This is a genomic window from Collinsella sp. i05-0019-G5 (assembly GCF_042851345.1).
Classification (GTDB): Bacteria; Actinomycetota; Coriobacteriia; order Coriobacteriales; family Coriobacteriaceae; genus Collinsella.
The window spans coordinates 781,377-797,364 of sequence record NZ_AP031421.1; the positions used below are offsets into that span (position 1 = coordinate 781,377).

Annotated in this window: 13 protein-coding genes; 12 read left to right on the plus strand and 1 reads right to left on the minus strand. The window is 60.0% G+C overall.

From position 1 onward, the window contains the following. Positions 1–131 precede the first annotated feature (131 nt). From ACGHIZ_RS03480 to ACGHIZ_RS03515, 8 genes are all read left to right on the plus strand, one after another. On the plus strand, positions 132–434 hold the full coding sequence (locus ACGHIZ_RS03480; RefSeq protein WP_229025963.1) for a hypothetical protein: 303 nt from the start codon (positions 132–134) through the stop codon (positions 432–434). Positions 435–596: 162 nt separating this feature from the next. Further along, complete coding sequence (locus ACGHIZ_RS03485; RefSeq protein WP_138375195.1) at positions 597–1,784, plus strand: ABC transporter substrate-binding protein; 1,188 nt, start codon at positions 597–599, stop codon at positions 1,782–1,784. Positions 1,785–1,923: 139 nt separating this feature from the next. Then, a complete protein-coding gene (locus tag ACGHIZ_RS03490) occupies positions 1,924–2,805 on the plus strand; it encodes a branched-chain amino acid ABC transporter permease (RefSeq protein WP_390449210.1) in 882 nt (293 codons plus the stop codon). A gap of 9 nt (positions 2,806–2,814) precedes the next feature. Then, the gene (locus tag ACGHIZ_RS03495; RefSeq protein ID WP_138375196.1) at positions 2,815–3,894 is read left to right on the plus strand and encodes a branched-chain amino acid ABC transporter permease; all 1,080 of its coding nucleotides are present in this window, start codon (positions 2,815–2,817) and stop codon (positions 3,892–3,894) included. After that, on the plus strand, positions 3,884–4,744 hold the full coding sequence (locus tag ACGHIZ_RS03500) for an ABC transporter ATP-binding protein (protein WP_055310550.1): 861 nt from the start codon (positions 3,884–3,886) through the stop codon (positions 4,742–4,744). The genes ACGHIZ_RS03495 and ACGHIZ_RS03500 overlap by 11 nt, the downstream gene beginning before the upstream one ends. Before the next feature lie 12 nt (positions 4,745–4,756). Further along, the gene (locus ACGHIZ_RS03505; protein WP_390449862.1) at positions 4,757–5,458 is read left to right on the plus strand and encodes an ABC transporter ATP-binding protein; all 702 of its coding nucleotides are present in this window, start codon (positions 4,757–4,759) and stop codon (positions 5,456–5,458) included. Between the two features lie 175 nt (positions 5,459–5,633). After that, a complete protein-coding gene (locus ACGHIZ_RS03510; RefSeq protein ID WP_161145021.1) occupies positions 5,634–6,311 on the plus strand; it encodes a copper homeostasis protein CutC in 678 nt (225 codons plus the stop codon). 3 nt (positions 6,312–6,314) lie between these two features. Then, positions 6,315–7,115, plus strand: a complete 801-nt coding sequence (locus tag ACGHIZ_RS03515; protein WP_161145022.1) for a DUF4931 domain-containing protein — start codon at positions 6,315–6,317, stop codon at positions 7,113–7,115. A gap of 27 nt (positions 7,116–7,142) precedes the next feature. Here the strand turns inward: ACGHIZ_RS03515 and ACGHIZ_RS03520 are convergent, their stop codons facing one another. Further along, positions 7,143–8,099 (minus strand): bile acid:sodium symporter family protein, encoded by a 957-nt coding sequence (locus ACGHIZ_RS03520; protein ID WP_238022542.1) that lies wholly within the window; start codon positions 8,097–8,099, stop codon positions 7,143–7,145. Between the two features lie 316 nt (positions 8,100–8,415). Between ACGHIZ_RS03520 and recJ the strand changes: the two genes are divergently transcribed. The 4 genes from recJ (at position 8,416) to fba (ending at position 15,909) form a co-directional block, all read left to right on the plus strand. Further along, positions 8,416–11,703 (plus strand): single-stranded-DNA-specific exonuclease RecJ, encoded by a 3,288-nt coding sequence (gene recJ / locus ACGHIZ_RS03525; protein ID WP_195246501.1) that lies wholly within the window; start codon positions 8,416–8,418, stop codon positions 11,701–11,703. 15 nt (positions 11,704–11,718) lie between these two features. After that, positions 11,719–14,079 (plus strand): bifunctional (p)ppGpp synthetase/guanosine-3',5'-bis(diphosphate) 3'-pyrophosphohydrolase, encoded by a 2,361-nt coding sequence (locus tag ACGHIZ_RS03530; protein WP_238022544.1) that lies wholly within the window; start codon positions 11,719–11,721, stop codon positions 14,077–14,079. 84 nt (positions 14,080–14,163) lie between these two features. Then, positions 14,164–14,847 carry an MBL fold metallo-hydrolase gene (locus ACGHIZ_RS03535; RefSeq protein WP_195246505.1) on the plus strand — a complete coding sequence of 228 codons (684 nt, stop codon included), beginning with the start codon at positions 14,164–14,166 and terminating at the stop codon, positions 14,845–14,847. A 195-nt stretch (positions 14,848–15,042) separates the two neighbouring features. Then, positions 15,043–15,909, plus strand: coding sequence for a class II fructose-1,6-bisphosphate aldolase (gene fba, locus ACGHIZ_RS03540; protein ID WP_270226836.1), 867 nt, complete (start codon positions 15,043–15,045; stop codon positions 15,907–15,909). The last annotated feature ends 79 nt before the right edge of the window (positions 15,910–15,988 follow it).

The following is a 15,988-nucleotide window of genomic DNA, read 5'->3' on the forward strand; positions in this document are numbered from 1 at the left end:
AAACGCTGCGGAAACATTGGAAACATGCTCGCTACAAACGGAACTCCGTAACAAACTGTCAACGTTTGCACCATGAGGTTTGCCCCGTACCGCAAGACGGCCGCACTGCGGCCAGCGAAGAGGGGGGCACCATGCTTAGCATCAACAACGTACTTAACCGCAGGAGTTTCCTTGTCGGAGCCACGCTTATTTTTGCCCCGATCTATTTCACCCCAGCGTCCGTTTTGCTCAAGAACGCCAAGGACATGAGCTACGACATGACACTAATGGGTGCCGACGGCATGGACAGCCTATGTAATCCAGGACGGCAAGTACATCTCCGCCTAAGTGCATATAACGAGACCGGTGAGGCCGTTTTATTCAGGGCAAGGGCGCTTGTAACAGAACAGAAACATTACTTTCACATAATAAAGTGGCTAAACTGCATAAACTGATAGAAATACGCATAAAAATGGATAAATGGACAAAGCAAAAGAAAAGTTGAAATAATCGCCACTTTTCTCAACTAAAGCGTCTACTATTTTGCGAACGCCGAACACGGCGAAGGATGGCCTGTCGGGTAACCGAAACCCGACGAGATTTGAGAGGAGAGCCGCATGTCGAGCCTCACCGGTAAGTCATTGAACCCTGTTATGAATCGCAGGAGCGTTATCGCGAGCGCAGCAGGTCTGGGGGCGATGTCCATTCTAGCTGGCTGCTCCTCCAACGGCGGCGACAGCGGTTCCGCTTCGAGCGACGCTTCGTTTAAGATCGGCACCATCGGCCCGCTGACCGGCGCCAACGCGTCCTACGGCAAGTCCGTTACCCAGGGTGTCGAGCTTGGCTGCAAGGATTTTTCGACCAAGGAGCTGCCGCTTGCCAGCAAGGCCGAGGATGACCAGGCCGATGGCGAGAAGGCCGTCAACGCCTTCAACACCCTGCTCGACTGGGGCATGCAGGCCCTCGTCGGCCCGACTACCACGGGTGCGTCGGTTGCCGTTGCCGCAGAGTGTGGTAACGACCCCAAGACGTTCATGATCACCCCGTCCGCGTCCTCCGAGGACGTCACCGACGGCAAGGATTGCGTCTTCCAGGTTTGCTTCACCGACCCCAACCAGGGTGTCAACGCTGCCAAGTTCCTGGCGCAGAAGTATGCGGACGAGAAGTTCGTGCTGTTCTATAACTCCGGCGACGCCTATTCTTCGGGCATCGCAGATTCCTTTAAGGCCCAGGCCGCTGAGTCCAAGCTCGAGATTGTTGACGAGGAGACCTTTAAGGACGACTCCGCCACGAGCTTTACGAACCAGCTGACCAAGGCCAAGCAGGCCGGCGCCACCATGATCTTTGCGCCGATCTACTACACGCCGGCGTCCGTCCTGCTCAAGAACGCCAAGGACATGGGCTACGACGTCAAGATGATGGGCTGCGACGGCATGGACGGCATCCTGGGCGTTGAGGGCTTCGATACCTCTCTTGCCGAGGGTCTGCTGCTCATGACCCCGTTCTCCGCCGACGACGAGAAGAACGCCGACTTCGTCAACGCTTACAAGGATAAGTACGGCGATACCCCCGACCAGTTTGCCGCCGACGCCTACGACGGCGTGCACGCGGTGGCCGAGGCCCTCAAGGAGGCCGGTCTTGGTGTCGACGCCGACCCGACCGAGGCCGCCGAGAAGCTGTCCAAGGCTATGCTCAAGATTACCGTTGACGGTCTGACCGGCAAGCTCACCTGGAACGATAAGGGCCAGGTCCAGAAGGAGCCCACGGCGTACGTCATCACCGACGGCAAGTACGTACAGGCCTAATTGGCCGCCTTACATAGAGCGGTTTTGATCCCAAGCAGGGGAGGTTTTGGCCTTCCCTGCTTGCTTGGTATCTAGGGACGATGTAACGTCCCTGTTTCATACATCAACTGGAAACCTATTCGAAAGGGGGATGTGGAACATGACGGTCTTTATCCAATACCTGGTCAACGGCCTGTCCATGGGCAGCGTCTACGCCATCATCGCGTTGGGCTACACCATGGTCTACGGTATCGCCAAGATGCTGAACTTCGCTCACGGCGACGTTATCATGGTCGGTGCCTATGTCTCGTTCTGCGCCACGTCGTATCTCGGCCTCCCGGGCTGGGCATCTGTAGTTCTCTCTTGTGTGGTCTGTACCGTTCTCGGTGTTCTCATCGAGGGTCTGGCATACAAGCCGCTGCGTCAGGCGGGCCCGCTGGCCGTTCTGATCACGGCTATCGGCGTGTCTTACTTCCTGCAGAACGCCGCGCAGCTTCTGTGGGGCGCCACGCCCAAGAACTTCACTTCGCTCGTCACCTTCCAGGTGCCGGAGTTCTTGGCCAAGTTCAACGTAAGCGCCGTCTCGCTCGTCACCATCGTCGCCTGCCTGGTTATCATGGCCGGCCTGATGTTCTTTACAGGTAAGACCAAGATGGGTAAGGCCATGCGTGCCGTGTCCGAGGACAAGGACGCCGCTCAGCTCATGGGCATCAACGTCAACCGCACCATCTCGATGACGTTTGCCATCGGCTCTGCCCTTGCCGCCATCGCCGGCGTGCTGCTGTGCTCCTACTCGCCGGTGCTGCAGCCTACGACGGGCGCCATGCCTGGCATCAAGGCCTTCGACGCCGCCGTCTTCGGTGGCATCGGTTCCATCCCCGGCGCCTTTGTCGGTGGCATTCTCATCGGCATCATCGAGGCGATGGCGCAGGCCTACATTTCCACGAGCCTTGCCAACTCCATCGTCTTTGGTGTTTTGATCATCGTCCTGCTCGTCAAGCCTGCCGGCCTCTTGGGCAAGTACGTCCCCGAGAAGGTGTAGGTGAGCGTTATGAAGTTTCTTAAAGATAAGCAGACGCGTCACGACTTTGTTACGTATGCCATGTGCATCGTGGCCTTCGCCATCGTGTTCTTTATGCAGTCGAACCACATGATTCCGCGCATGATCGCCGGTCAGTTGGTTCCCATTACGGCCTACATCGTCATGGCCATTTCCCTCAACCTTGTCGTCGGCATCGCGGGCGACCTGTCGCTGGGCCATGCGGGCTTTATGAGCGTCGGCGCCTATACGGGAATCGTCACCGCGGTCGCCCTCGAGAGCGCCGTTCCCTCCGATCCGGTGCGCCTTGTCATCAGCATCGTGGTCGGCGCTATCGCCGCTGCCGTCTTGGGCTTCTTGATCGGTATCCCGGTCCTGCGCCTGAGCGGCGACTATCTGGCCATCGTGACCCTGGCTTTTGGCGAGATCATCAAAGAGATCGTCACTTGCCTTATCGTGGGTGTCGACTCGCGCGGCCTGCACGTGATCTTTAACATCACGGGCAACTCTACGATCGACGACCTGCACCTGCTCGAGGACGGCACCGCCATCATCAAGGGCGCCCAGGGCGCCTCGGGCGTGTCGACGTACTCGACCTTCCTCGCCGGTGCCATCCTGGTCATGGTCGCACTCGTGATCGTGCTCAACCTGGTTCGCAGCCGTACCGGCCGTGCCATTATGGCCGTGCGCGATAACAAGATTGCAGCCGAGTCCGTAGGCATCTCCGTCACCGAGTACCGCATGATCGCCTTCGTGGTTTCCGCTGCCCTCGCCGGTGCTGCCGGAGCCCTCTTCGGCGGTAACTTCTCGCAGCTCTCCGCCACCAAGTTCGACTTCAACACGTCCATCCTCATTCTGGTGTTCGTGGTCCTGGGCGGTCTGGGCAATATGCGCGGCTCCGTCATCGCGGCGGCGCTGCTCACGGTGCTTCCCGAGCTGCTCCGTCAGTTCTCGGACTACCGTATGCTCATTTACGCTATCGTGCTGATCCTGGTCATGATCTTTACCAACAACCCGCAGCTCAAGGCGTTCTTCGCACGCATTAAGGATCGCTTTGCTTCCAAGAAGGAGGTGGCAGCCGATGCCCAGTAAATTTGAGTTCAAGAAGGGCAAGATGGTCCCGTATCCTTCTGGCGCCATCGTTCCCGATCGTGACCTGGGCGAGCGCCCTGCACTCGAGTGCATCCACCTGGGCATTGAGTTCGGTGGCCTTAAGGCAGTCGACGACTTTAGCCTGACTATCGGCAAGACCGAGATCGCCGGTCTGATCGGCCCCAACGGTGCCGGTAAGACCACGGTCTTCAACCTGCTCACCAAGGTGTATCAGCCCACGCACGGCACCATCCTGCTCGACGGAGAGGATACCTCGGGCAAGTCGGTCTATCAGGTCAACCGCATGGGTATTGCCCGTACCTTCCAGAACATTCGCCTGTTCAACACCATGACGGTGGAGGATAACGTTAAGGTCGGTCTGCATAACCAGGAGCGTTACTCCGGCTTTGAGGGCGTGCTGCGCCTGCCGACGTATTGGAAGCACGAGAAGGCCGCCCACGAGCGCGCCATGGAGCTGCTGTCCATCTTTGATATGGAGCATCTGGCAAACGAGCAGGCCGGATCGCTGCCTTACGGCGCTCAGCGTCGTCTGGAGATCGTCCGCGCGCTTGCCACCAACCCCAAACTGCTGCTGCTCGACGAGCCTGCCGCCGGCATGAACCCGTCCGAGACCGCGGAACTCATGGAGAACATCGTTAAGATTCGCGACACCTTTGGTATCGCCATCATGCTTATCGAGCACGACATGTCGCTCGTCATGAATATTTGCGAGGGTATCTGCGTGCTCAACTTTGGTAAGGTCATCGCCAAGGGCACGGCAGAGGAAATCCAGAACAACGACGCCGTTATCGAGGCATATCTGGGCAAGCAGGATAAGGGGGAGAACTAAATGGCAGAGCCGATGCTTTCCGTCTACAACATCAACGTCTGGTACGGCGCCATCCACGCCATCAAGGACATCTCCTTTAACGTCAACGAGGGCGAGATCGTGGCTCTGATCGGTGCGAACGGTGCCGGCAAGTCCACAACGCTCAAGACCGTCTCGGGCCTGCTGCGCTCCAAGACCGGCTCCATCAAGTTTATGGGCGAGGACATTACTCATACGCCCGCCGATAAGCTGGTTGGTAAGGGCCTGGCCCAGGTGCCCGAGGGCCGTCGCGCCTTTTTGCAGATGACGGTCGAGGAGAACCTGGAGATGGGCGCCTACACGCAGCCCAAGTCCACGGTTGCTCCGGGCCTTGAGCGCGTCTACGAGCAGTTCCCGCGCCTGAAGGAGCGCCGTCGCCAGGTCGCCGGCACCCTTTCGGGCGGCGAGCAGCAGATGCTCGTTATGGGCCGCGCCCTTATGAGTAATCCCAAGCTGCTCATGCTCGACGAACCTTCCATGGGTCTGGCACCGATTCTGATCGAACAGATCTTCCAGATTGTCGAGGACCTGCACAAGGCCGGCGCCACGGTGCTTCTGGTCGAGCAAAACGCGCAGATGGCGCTTTCCATCGCCACACGCGGTTACGTGCTCGAGACCGGCAAGATCACCATGACCGGCACCGGCCAAGAGCTCCTGCATGACGACAACGTCCGCAAAGCCTACCTCGGAGGCTAACCCACCTAACAAAAGGGGCGCTGACTATCTCAGTCAGCGCCCCTTTTTAAGTTGCGGTGAAATAGGGACTGAATACGGGCTCCAGAGGCCAAAAGAGTCCCTATTCCACCGCAACTTCATGGGGATGTGTGACAATGCCCGTCGGAAAACATCTGCTGTCTTTGGGGGTCTATCTATGCTGTACGAGTTTTGTGCCGAGAACTTTGAGCGGGTGCCGGCGGCTATCGATGCCGGTGCAAGGCGTATCGAGCTGTGCGACAACCTTGCCGTTGGTGGCACCACGCCTTCGGCCGGCGTTATCAGCGCTACGACCAACTATGTCCACGAGCACGATGCACGGGTGATGTGCATGATTCGCCCGCGTGGCGGCGACTTTCACTACGACCAGGACGAGCTGCGTATGATGGAGATGGACCTGGGCCTTGCCGTAAGCGCCGGCGTTGACGGCTTGGTCTTTGGCTGCTGCAAGCCCTGCGCTGGCGGATGGGCGCTCGACGAACTTACGCTTGGCGCCCTCGTGATGGCTGCGGGCTGCGCGACCGAGGAATGTAAGCGTGAGCCCATCGACATCACCTTCCACATGGCATTTGACCAGCTCTCGCCCGAGGCTCAGCTCGATGCGATTGATACACTTGCCGACTGCGGCGTTACGCGCATCCTCACGCATGGCGGCGCTGCCGGTACGTCGATCGAGGATAATTTCGATCACCTGGCTCGTTTAATCGAGTATGCGGGTGATCGTTTGACCATCCTTCCCGGCGGCGGCATCACTACGGCAAATCGCGACGCGGTCGCGGCGGCGCTAGACGTCTCCGAGCTCCATGGCACCAAGATCGTGCCGCTGGAGGTATAACCCGTGGCGCTGGTATTCGATGTTCAGCAGGCGAGCGGCAAGCCCGACGACAACCGTCGCCCCGGTACCGCGTGTCCCTTTTGCAACACGGAGGGGCTCACCAACATCATCCAGCGCGACGGTGACTGCATCTGGCTCGAGAATAAGTTCAAGACCCTGCGCGCCACCCGTCAAACCGTGCTGATCGAGTCGGCCGATCACGATGCCGACCTGGTGACCTATAAGCCGGATGAACTCCACCATGTGATGAGGTTTGCTCTGGATTGCTGGCAGCAGATGATCGATTCGCAGCAGTATCGAAGCGTGCTCATGTACAAGAACAAGGGTCCGCTTTCGGGCGGCAGCCTCGTCCATCCACACATGCAGATTGTGGGCTTGGAACAGGAGGACGGCTATGCGGCGCTGACCTCAGCCAACTTTGAAGGCATCGATGTTTGGCAGAGGGGAAGGGTTGCGGTCAACATCTCAACCGAACCGATTATGGGGTTCTTTGAGGTCAATGTTTCAGCCCCGCAGGGAATCGCCGCCAGCGATGGCGCGCGAGACCAAGCCGAGACGGACCTCTTCGCCGATGCGATTCAGGTAGCTCTGCGCTATATCCTGAACGAGCACCATGGTGGTCGCGCAGAGTCGTACAACTTGTTCTTCTACCACATGGACGGCCGGACCATTGCCAAGGCGCTTCCGCGCTGGGTGGTTTCACCCTACTTTGTCGGGTATCGGCTGGCTCAGGTCAATGCTGAGACCACGCTCGATGTCGATGCGGAGCGATTCCGCGCACATCTGGAGGCGCTCACATCGTAAAGTGAGCGCCCGCACACTGCGGACGGTTTAGCGCGCCATTGCATCGCGGCCGGCCTCGACCCGCTTGCGCTGGGCGGCGCGCTCCTCGCCGGTCAGACGCTCAAAGAAGTGTCCGATAAGCGAGGCGAGCACCTGCTGAAACAACGTTCCACACATGACGGGAAACACAACTTCGCCCGGAAAGTATTGCGTGGCGATGACGGCGCCCGAAGAGATATTGCGCATGCCGCAGGTAAAGCACATGGTGGTCGTTTCGCTATATGGCAGATGCAGCGCGCGGGCGACCAGAATGCCGACGACAAAGCCGCTGATGGCGAAGACCAAAATAAAGAGGGCGACTTCCAAGCGCACCGCGTTCATGTGCAGCACGTACTCGCTCATGGCGGTGGAGTTGGAGGCGATAACGCCCATCATCATGAACTTGCAGGCGGGCGAGAGCGCGGGGGAGAGTTTCTCGTGCCCCCAGCCGCGCGTGAGCTCGTTGATCACGATGCCGAGCACAGCGGGGATGGCGATCATAAAGGCCATGTTCTGCATCATGCTCGGCACGTCGATCGAGACGGTGGCGCCCAGCAGGAGCTTGAGCGTAAGCGGAATCGTCACAGGGGAGATGACCGAGGACGTCAGGATGATGGTGAGCGCGAGCGGGCCGTTGCCGCCGAACATGCTGATCCACATAAAAGCGGTGACTGCCACGGGCACACTGTATTCGAGCACGATGCCGCAGACAAGGTTGGGGTTGGAACCAAAGAACAACGATCCCATGGCATAGGCCGCGATGGGAATAAGCGCCGCCGAGACCAACAACGCCAGAATCAGGTGCAGCGGACGGTGGAACACCTCGGCTACCTGGTGAAAGGTGTTGCTGAGCGCACCCTGAAACGTCATAAAGGCGAAGAGGGCGGGAACAATGGGCTTGAGAACGCCGATCTGTTGAGGAAAGAGCACGCCGAGCGCCACACAAATCGGAACGATGATCTGCATGTGCCCCGCGAGGAACTTCCCCAGTCCAGCCCATTGCTTCATATGCCCCGCGACTCCCTTTATCCGCGAACTTGTTTGTATGGATATGCTAGACGCTCGTATGTGTCCGTGCGGCTGAAACGCTCGATTGTTTCGAGGGCATTACCGCCATCGTTTGCCGAAACCGCGGCGCACCGCGGCGTTTTGCGTCCGCGCTGCACGGTATAATAAATCCGTTCAACAGATCTGCCTGCCGAAGCGGGCATACACAGAGGACTCATCGCTATGAACCGTGAGAGGTATCGCGGCGACCTGCCCCTATCGGGGGTGGGTGCCTATGTCATCGCTTAAGACGACGCATCGCTGGGCGGTCGCTCAGCAAAATCCCGAGCTCGAAAAGGAACTTTCGGCTGGTCTGGGCATTCCTGGGCTGGTGGCGCGCATTATGGTCGCGCACGGCATTGGCTCCATCAAAGAGGGCCAATTGTTTTTGACGCCTTCGCTCGATCGCGACTGGGCCGACCCACTCATTATCCCGGGCATGTCGGTCGTTGCCGACCGCGTTGAGCGCGCTATTCGCAACCACGAGCACATTGCAGTCTTTGGCGATTTTGACGTTGACGGCATTACGTCGACCTGCCTGTTGACCGAGGCGCTGCGCACGTTTGGCGCCGATGTCACGCCGTTTATTCCGCATCGCTTTGATGAGGGCTACGGTCTTTCGCGCGCGGCACTCGACCGCGTTAACGAGCTCGCTCGCCCCCAGCTGATCGTGACCGTCGATAACGGCATTGCCGCCAAGGAAGAGGTTTCCTATCTGGAGAGCCTGGGGATCGAATTGGTGGTCACGGACCATCACGAGCCGTCCGACCAGGTGCCGCAGGGCGTGCCCCTGACCGACCCAAAGCTCGAGGACGAGGGTCCCTCGCGCGAGCTTGCCGGTGCCGGTGTGGCGCTCAAGCTGGTGCAGGTCCTGGGCGAGCGTCTGGGCAAGCCGTCGTATTGGCGTTCGCTGATCGAGGTCGCGGCGCTGGGTACCGTGTCCGACATGATGCCGCTGACGCCCGAGAACCGCGCGCTGGTCGCCGAGGGCATCCAGCAGATGCGCGTGACCGCCCGCCCCGGCTATATCGCGCTGGCCGCGCTCGCCAAGGCCGACCTCTCTAGTATTACGGCCGATGGCCTGTCGTTTTCGCTCATTCCCCGCTTGAACGCCGCCGGCCGCATGGCCGATCCCAAGCTGGCGCTCGACCTGCTGCTTGCCCGCGATCCCATCGAGGCAAGCGCGCTGGCGGCCGAGCTCGAGGAGATTAACCGTCAGCGTCGCGAGATCGAGGCGGAGCTCACGCGCGATGCCATGGCAAAGGTCGAGGAGACCTATGATGGCGGTCGCGCAATCGTCGTGGGTGGCGAGGGCTGGCACGAGGGCGTCAAGGGTATCGTAGCGAGCCGCCTGACCAACCGTTATCACGTGCCGGCGCTGCTGTTCTCGATCGAAGACGGTATCGCTCGCGGTTCGGGTCGCTCGGTGGGCAAGGTCAACCTGTTCGACGCTGTCGAGCGCTGCTCGGATCTGCTGATTCGTCGCGGCGGGCATGCGGGTGCGGTGGGCGTGACCATCGAGGCGTCCAAGCTCGACGAGTTCCGCCGTCGCCTTTCCGCCGTGCTGTCCGAGCTTCCCGCCGAGGACTTTGAGGACACCGACGAGGTTGCCGCCACCGTTGACCTCTCCGAGCTAAATATCGAGACCATCGAGCAAATCTCCCGTCTTGAGCCGTTTGGCCAGGGCAACAAGGTGCCGCTGTTGGCGGCCGAGGGCGTGACAATGTGCGATCGCGCCGTGGTGGGCAAAACCGGCGAGCACATGCGCTTCGTGGCGACCGATGGCGCTGCGAGTGTGCCGGCCATTATGTTCCGCGTGCCGCAGATCGATAAGCTCATCAATTGCGATAGCGCCGTCGACCTGGTGTTCGAGGCAGTGGCCGAGCATTGGCAGGGACGTGTGAAGCCCAAGCTCATGATCAAAGATGTCTTGGTGCGCGATACCGCGGCGCCCAATATCGACGATCCGGCATGTGAGCTTCGCCGCGGCGTGCAGCCGGCGGATTCTGGCCTGCGTCTGGAGTCGCGTAAACGCGAGACGCTCGCCCAGCTTTCTTATACCGAGCTCACGCGCTCGCTTATCCATAGCTTTATCGGCTCGAACCAGCCACATCGCGCGCAGGTCGAGGCACTCGACGCCCTCGCCGACCACCAGAGCGTTTTGGCTGTTATGGGGACGGGGCGTGGCAAGTCGCTCATCTTCCATGTGCACGCCGCGCGCGAGGCGGTCCTTCGTGGGCGTGCGAGCATCTTTGTCTATCCGCTGCGTGCGCTCGTTGCTGACCAGGCCTATCACCTCTCGTCGACGATGGCTGCGCTCGGCATTGGCGTGGGCGTGTTGACCGGCGAGACCGTGGAGGCGGCGCGCGATGACGTGTTTGCCGGCTTGGCTTCGGGCCGCACCGGCATCGTGCTCACGACGCCTGAGTTCCTGTCTATTCACCGTGATCGCTTTGCGCGCTCGGGGCGTATCGGGTTTGTCGTTATCGATGAGGCGCATCATGCCGGTCTTGCCAAGGGCGGCGACCGCAGTGCCTATCTCGACATGCCCGATATCCTCAAGGCCCTGGGTGACCCGGTCGTTCTGGCCGCGACTGCCACCGCAACGGCTCCGGTTGTGGCCGAGCTCGCCCGCGTGCTACCGATTACCCGTACAGTGGTCGACGAGACGGTGCGCGAGAACTTGCGGCTCGAGGATGACCGGGACCTTGCGAGCCGCGAGAACCGCCTGGTGTCAATCGTGGCTACGGGGGAGAAGACCGTCATCTACGTCAACTCGCGCGACCAGTCCGTGGCGCTTGCTAAGACGCTGCGCAAGCGGGTACCCGATTGCGCGACCCGCATCGCATTCTATAACGCGGGGCTTGCGCGCTCCGATCGTCGCCGCGTGGAGGAAGCGTTTCGTGACGGAAGCCTCAGTTGCATCGTTTCGACCTCTGCCTTTGGTGAGGGCGTGAACCTGCCCGATATCCGCCATGTCGTGCTCTATCACATGCCGTTTGGCAGCATTGAGTTCAACCAGATGAGCGGACGCGCCGGTCGCGACGGGCAACCTGCCGTGATTCACCTGCTCTATTCGTCGCGTGACGCTCGCATTAACGAGCGCCTGCTCGACTGCTACGCGCCCGAGCGCGACGAGCTCGTCACGCTCTATCGCGCGCTGCAGACTATGTGGCGCTCCAACCGCGGCAAGACCGGAGCCGACTCATTTAGTGCGAGCGATATCGACATCGCGCAGATGTGCCTTGCCATCGATGCCCGCACGCCGGTTGACGAGCGCTCGGTGGCAAGCGGTCTGGGAATCTTCGAAGAGCTTGGCTTCTGTCGCGTTTCGGGGTTTGATGACACCCGTCGCATTGCGATGGCCGAAAACCCCGGCCGTGTGCAATTGAGCAGGTCAATCCGCTATTTGGAGGGCTTGCGCTCGCGCATGGAGTTCTCGGCTTTCCGGAGTTGGGCGCTTGATTCGTGCGCTTCTGATATGCTAGCCAAAGTTAACCGCCCGATCGTACCGCGGGCCTAGGGGAAGGGGACCTCGATGGATGCCGCAGCCCGTACCGCCCATGATTCCACCCTCCAACCGTTCTCGGAGATGGAGCACTATAAGCATGCCGATGAGCTGCCGCCCGAGATTATGGCGGACAGCTACGACAAGCTGGAGCGCCTGTGCCTCAAATATATGAATGAGGACGACTTCTCCAAGGTGGAGCAGGCCTATTGCTTTGCTGCCGAGAAGCACTGCAACCAAAAGCGCCGTTCGGGTGAGATGTACATCAACCATCCCGTCGAGGTGGCCATCATTTTGGCCGATCTCAAGATGGACTGCGATGTGGTGTGCGCCGCGCTGCTGCACGATACCGTCGAGGATACCGAGACCTCGCTCGCCGATGTGTCCGGCCTGTTTGGCGATACGGTTGCCGAGCTCGTCGATGGCGTGACCAAGCTCACCAACATCGAAGTCGATAGCATGGACGAGAAGCAGGCGCTTACGCTGCGCAAGATGTTCCTCGCCATGTCCAAGGACATCCGCGTCATTATCGTCAAACTTGCCGACCGTCTGCACAACATGCGCACCCTTGCAGCCCTGCGTGAGGACCGTCGCCTGTTTAAGGCTCGCGAGACCATGGACGTGTATGCGCCCCTGGCCGACCGTCTGGGCATGAGCTCTATTAAGTGGGAGCTCGAGGACCTGTCCTTCTTCTACCTTGAGCCCGACGCCTACCAGCGCATCGCGCGCATGGTGGCGGAGTCTCGTGAGGTCCGTGAGCGCTATCTGGCCGAGACCATCAAGACGCTCACCGACGAGCTCAACCGCATCGGCCTGGAGGGCTTCCAGATCAATGGCCGCTCCAAGCACTATTGGTCCATCTACCAAAAGATGAAGCGCAAGGGCAAGGAGTTCTCCGAGATCTACGACCTGGTGGCACTGCGCGTCATCACGCATTCGGTGCGCGATTGCTACTCCACGCTCGGCGCGGTGCATACACTGTGGCACCCCATGCCCGGTCGCTTTAAAGACTATATCGCCATGCCCAAGGTTAATAACTACCAGTCGCTCCACACGACGGTTATCGGCCCCACGGCCCGCCCGCTCGAGATTCAGATTCGAACCTATGAGATGCATGAGCAGGCCGAGTACGGCATTGCCGCCCACTGGCTCTATAAGAAGTCGGGCGGATCGTCTGCGTCTAAGACCAATGATGCCCAGCGTCTGGACGACCAGATTAACTGGCTCAAACATTCGCTCGATTGGGCAGCGTCTGATGAGATTACGGACGCCAAGGAATACCTGCACTCGCTGAAGGTTGATCTGTTCGATCAGGAGATCTTTGTCTTTACACCCAAGGGCGAGGTCATGGCGCTTCGTGCCGGCTCCACGCCGCTCGACTTTGCCTACGCCGTTCACACCGAGGTGGGCAACCACTGCGTCGGCGCTAAGATCAACGGTGCGGTGGCCCCGCTCACGCACGAAATCAAGACGGGCGACCGCGTTGAAATCCTGACCAACAAGAGTTCCAAGCCGTCGCGTGATTGGCTCAAGATCGTTAAGACTCCTTCGGCCAAGTCAAAGATTCGCCGTTATTTCGCCGCCGCGACCAAAGACGATGACGCTGCTGCCGGCCGCGATATACTGGCCAAGGACCTGCGCAAGCGCGGGTATGGCATCTCTACGCCGCGATCCACGCGTGCGCTCAACGCCGTGGCGGAGCAGTTTAACTACAAGCAGCTTGAGGACCTGTTTGCCGCCGTCGGCGCCGGCAAGGTTGCCCCGCGCGCTGTGGGTAACAAGGTCGAGCAAATCTTGGACCCCAAGCCCGAGGAACAGGTCACCAAGGCCGAGGCTATCGCCGAGGTCGTGAAACAGCCGGCCCGCGGCTCCAACCGCAAGCCGCAAAAGCGTGGCAAGAGCGCCAGCAACGGCATTATCGTCAAGGGCGAGAGCAACAGCGGACTGCTGGTCCGTCTGGCGCATTGCTGTAATCCGGTGACGGGCGACGATATCGTCGGCTTCATCACGCGCGGTCGTGGCGTTTCGGTGCATCGCGCCAACTGCCCCAACGTCAAGGGTCTTATGGAGCATCCCGAGCGCATGATCGAAGTGGAGTGGGACGGCGCTGCCGACACCCTCTTCCAGGTCGAGATCGTGGTCGAGTGCCTGGACCGCATGGGCCTGCTCAAGGATGTCACCATTGCCATTGGCGATGCGGGCGGCAATATCCTTTCTGCCGCCACGTCGACCAACCGCGAGGGTATTGCAACCCTACGCTTTATGGTCGAGATCTCGGACGCGAGTGGGCTGGATCCGCTGCTAGCCTCCATCAGCAGCGTTGACTCGGTCTACGACGCGCGCCGCCTGATGCCCGGCGAGGGTGGAGCCCAGCTTAAGCGCCGCGTTTAGTCGCGACGAACGTGCCACATTATCGATATTCGCTACACTCGAGGCATCGTTTGATGCCTCGAGTTCTATAGAGAGGAGAGGGACATGAGTGGTGTGTCCTTGGATGTAACTCCCAAGGGATCGGTCGAGATCGAGACGCTCGTAAACGGTCCCATTCAGACCAATAGCTATGCTGTTATTTCGGACAATGAGTGTGTGATTATCGACCCCGCATGGGAAGGCGAGCGCTTGGTAGAGCATATTCGAGCCAAGCATCCCGGCGTACGCATGCTTGGCGCCGTATGCACTCATGGCCATGCCGATCATGTTGGTGGTGTTGCCGGCGTGCGAACCACCGTTGGCGAGGGCTGTCAGTATGAGCTGTGTGCTAAGGATGTGGCGGTGCCGCATGCGAACATCGAGGAACAGCGAGCTATGTGGGGCATTGAGACGCCCGACCCTGGGGAGCCGACGCGCCTGCTCGCCCAGGGCGATGCTCTCGAGGTGGGCGATATCTGCCTGCAGGTGATCGAGACACCAGGGCATACGCCGGGCGGGATCGTCTTGTTTGCTGCCACCGAGCAGGGGAACATCGCCTTTGTGGGCGACACCCTGTTTCCGGGTGGGCACGGCCGCACCGATCTTTCCGGCGGAGACGAGGCGGCGATTCTGCGCTCGCTCTCCAAGCTCGCCCGGCTTCTTCCGCCCGACACCGTTTGCTTAACCGGCCATGGCGATTCGACCACCATGGCACGCGAGCTCATGCAGAACACTTTCATGCAGGTGTAGCTTTATAGTCAGCTTCTAAAGCACGAGAAGCGTCTAAACGTCAAGCTATTTTTCCCCAACGGGTCGATTCCGTAGGGCAAACGGTCAAAAAAAGTCTGTTTGGACGATATTCGTGAACAAACGAACGTTTATGCTCGGGTACGCCGTGGTAAAATCTCAGGCGTTATCGGAGCAACCTTACAGGAGGTTTCTTTTATGCTCGTCAACGCAGCAGACATGCTCAAGAAGGCCGAGGCCGGCAAGTACGCTCTCGGTGCCTTCAACACCAACAACCTCGAGTGGACCCTGGCTATTCTCCAGGCCGCCGAGGAGGCCAAGTCTCCGCTGATCCTTCAGTGCACCGCTGGTGCCGCTAAGTGGATGGGCGGTTTCAAGGTCTGCGCCGACATGGTCAAGGCTGCCGTCGAGGCCACGGGCGTTACCGTTCCCGTCGCCCTTCACCTCGATCACGGTTCTTACGAGGACTGCTTCAAGTGCATCGAGGCCGGCTTCACGTCCATCATGTATGACGGCTCTCACGAGGAGACCTTCCAGCTTAACCTCGACCGCACCAAGGAGCTCGTTGAGCTTGCCCACTCCAAGGGCATGTCCATCGAGGCCGAGGTCGGCGGCATCGGCGGCACCGAGGACGGCGTGACCTCCAACGGCGAGCTCGCTGACCCCGCTGAGTGCAAGCAGATTGCTGACCTGGGCGTCGACTTCCTCGCCTGCGGCATCGGCAACATCCACGGCGTGTATCCCGCCGACTGGGCTGGCCTTTCCTTCGAGCGTCTGGGCGAGATCAAGGCTCAGACCGGCGACCTGCCCCTCGTTCTGCACGGTGGTACCGGCATCCCCGAGGATCAGATCAAGAAGGCCATCTCCCTGGGCATCTCCAAGATCAACGTCAACACCGACCTGCAGCTCGTCTTCGCCAAGGGCGTCCGCGAGTACATCGAGGCTGGCAAGGATCAGCAGGGCAAGGGCTTTGACCCCCGCAAGCTCCTCAAGCCTGGTCGCGACAACATCGTTGTTCGCACCAAGGAGCTCATGGAGGAGTTTGGCTCCGTCAACAAGGCGTAAGCGTCGCTAAACTTCCCGCCGGAAGCCCCGTCCCCCTACACTGTTTCCTTTGCGCTCACCTGGCTTCGCCAGAAGTCGC

Coding starts and splice junctions, on each gene's coding strand:
- ACGHIZ_RS03495 (WP_138375196.1), top strand. CDS start 2,815: ATGAAGTTTCTTAAAGATAAGCAGACGCGTCACGACTTTGTTACGTAT.
- fba (WP_270226836.1), top strand. CDS start 15,043: ATGCTCGTCAACGCAGCAGACATGCTCAAGAAGGCCGAGGCCGGCAAG.
- ACGHIZ_RS03530 (WP_238022544.1), top strand. CDS start 11,719: ATGGATGCCGCAGCCCGTACCGCCCATGATTCCACCCTCCAACCGTTC.
- ACGHIZ_RS03520 (WP_238022542.1), bottom strand. CDS start 8,099: ATGCAGATCATCGTTCCGATTTGTGTGGCGCTCGGCGTGCTCTTTCCT.
- recJ (WP_195246501.1), top strand. CDS start 8,416: ATGTCATCGCTTAAGACGACGCATCGCTGGGCGGTCGCTCAGCAAAAT.
- ACGHIZ_RS03485 (WP_138375195.1), top strand. CDS start 597: ATGTCGAGCCTCACCGGTAAGTCATTGAACCCTGTTATGAATCGCAGG.
- ACGHIZ_RS03535 (WP_195246505.1), top strand. CDS start 14,164: ATGAGTGGTGTGTCCTTGGATGTAACTCCCAAGGGATCGGTCGAGATC.
- ACGHIZ_RS03480 (WP_229025963.1), top strand. CDS start 132: ATGCTTAGCATCAACAACGTACTTAACCGCAGGAGTTTCCTTGTCGGA.
- ACGHIZ_RS03505 (WP_390449862.1), top strand. CDS start 4,757: ATGCTTTCCGTCTACAACATCAACGTCTGGTACGGCGCCATCCACGCC.
- ACGHIZ_RS03490 (WP_390449210.1), top strand. CDS start 1,924: ATGACGGTCTTTATCCAATACCTGGTCAACGGCCTGTCCATGGGCAGC.
- ACGHIZ_RS03500 (WP_055310550.1), top strand. CDS start 3,884: ATGCCCAGTAAATTTGAGTTCAAGAAGGGCAAGATGGTCCCGTATCCT.
- ACGHIZ_RS03510 (WP_161145021.1), top strand. CDS start 5,634: ATGCTGTACGAGTTTTGTGCCGAGAACTTTGAGCGGGTGCCGGCGGCT.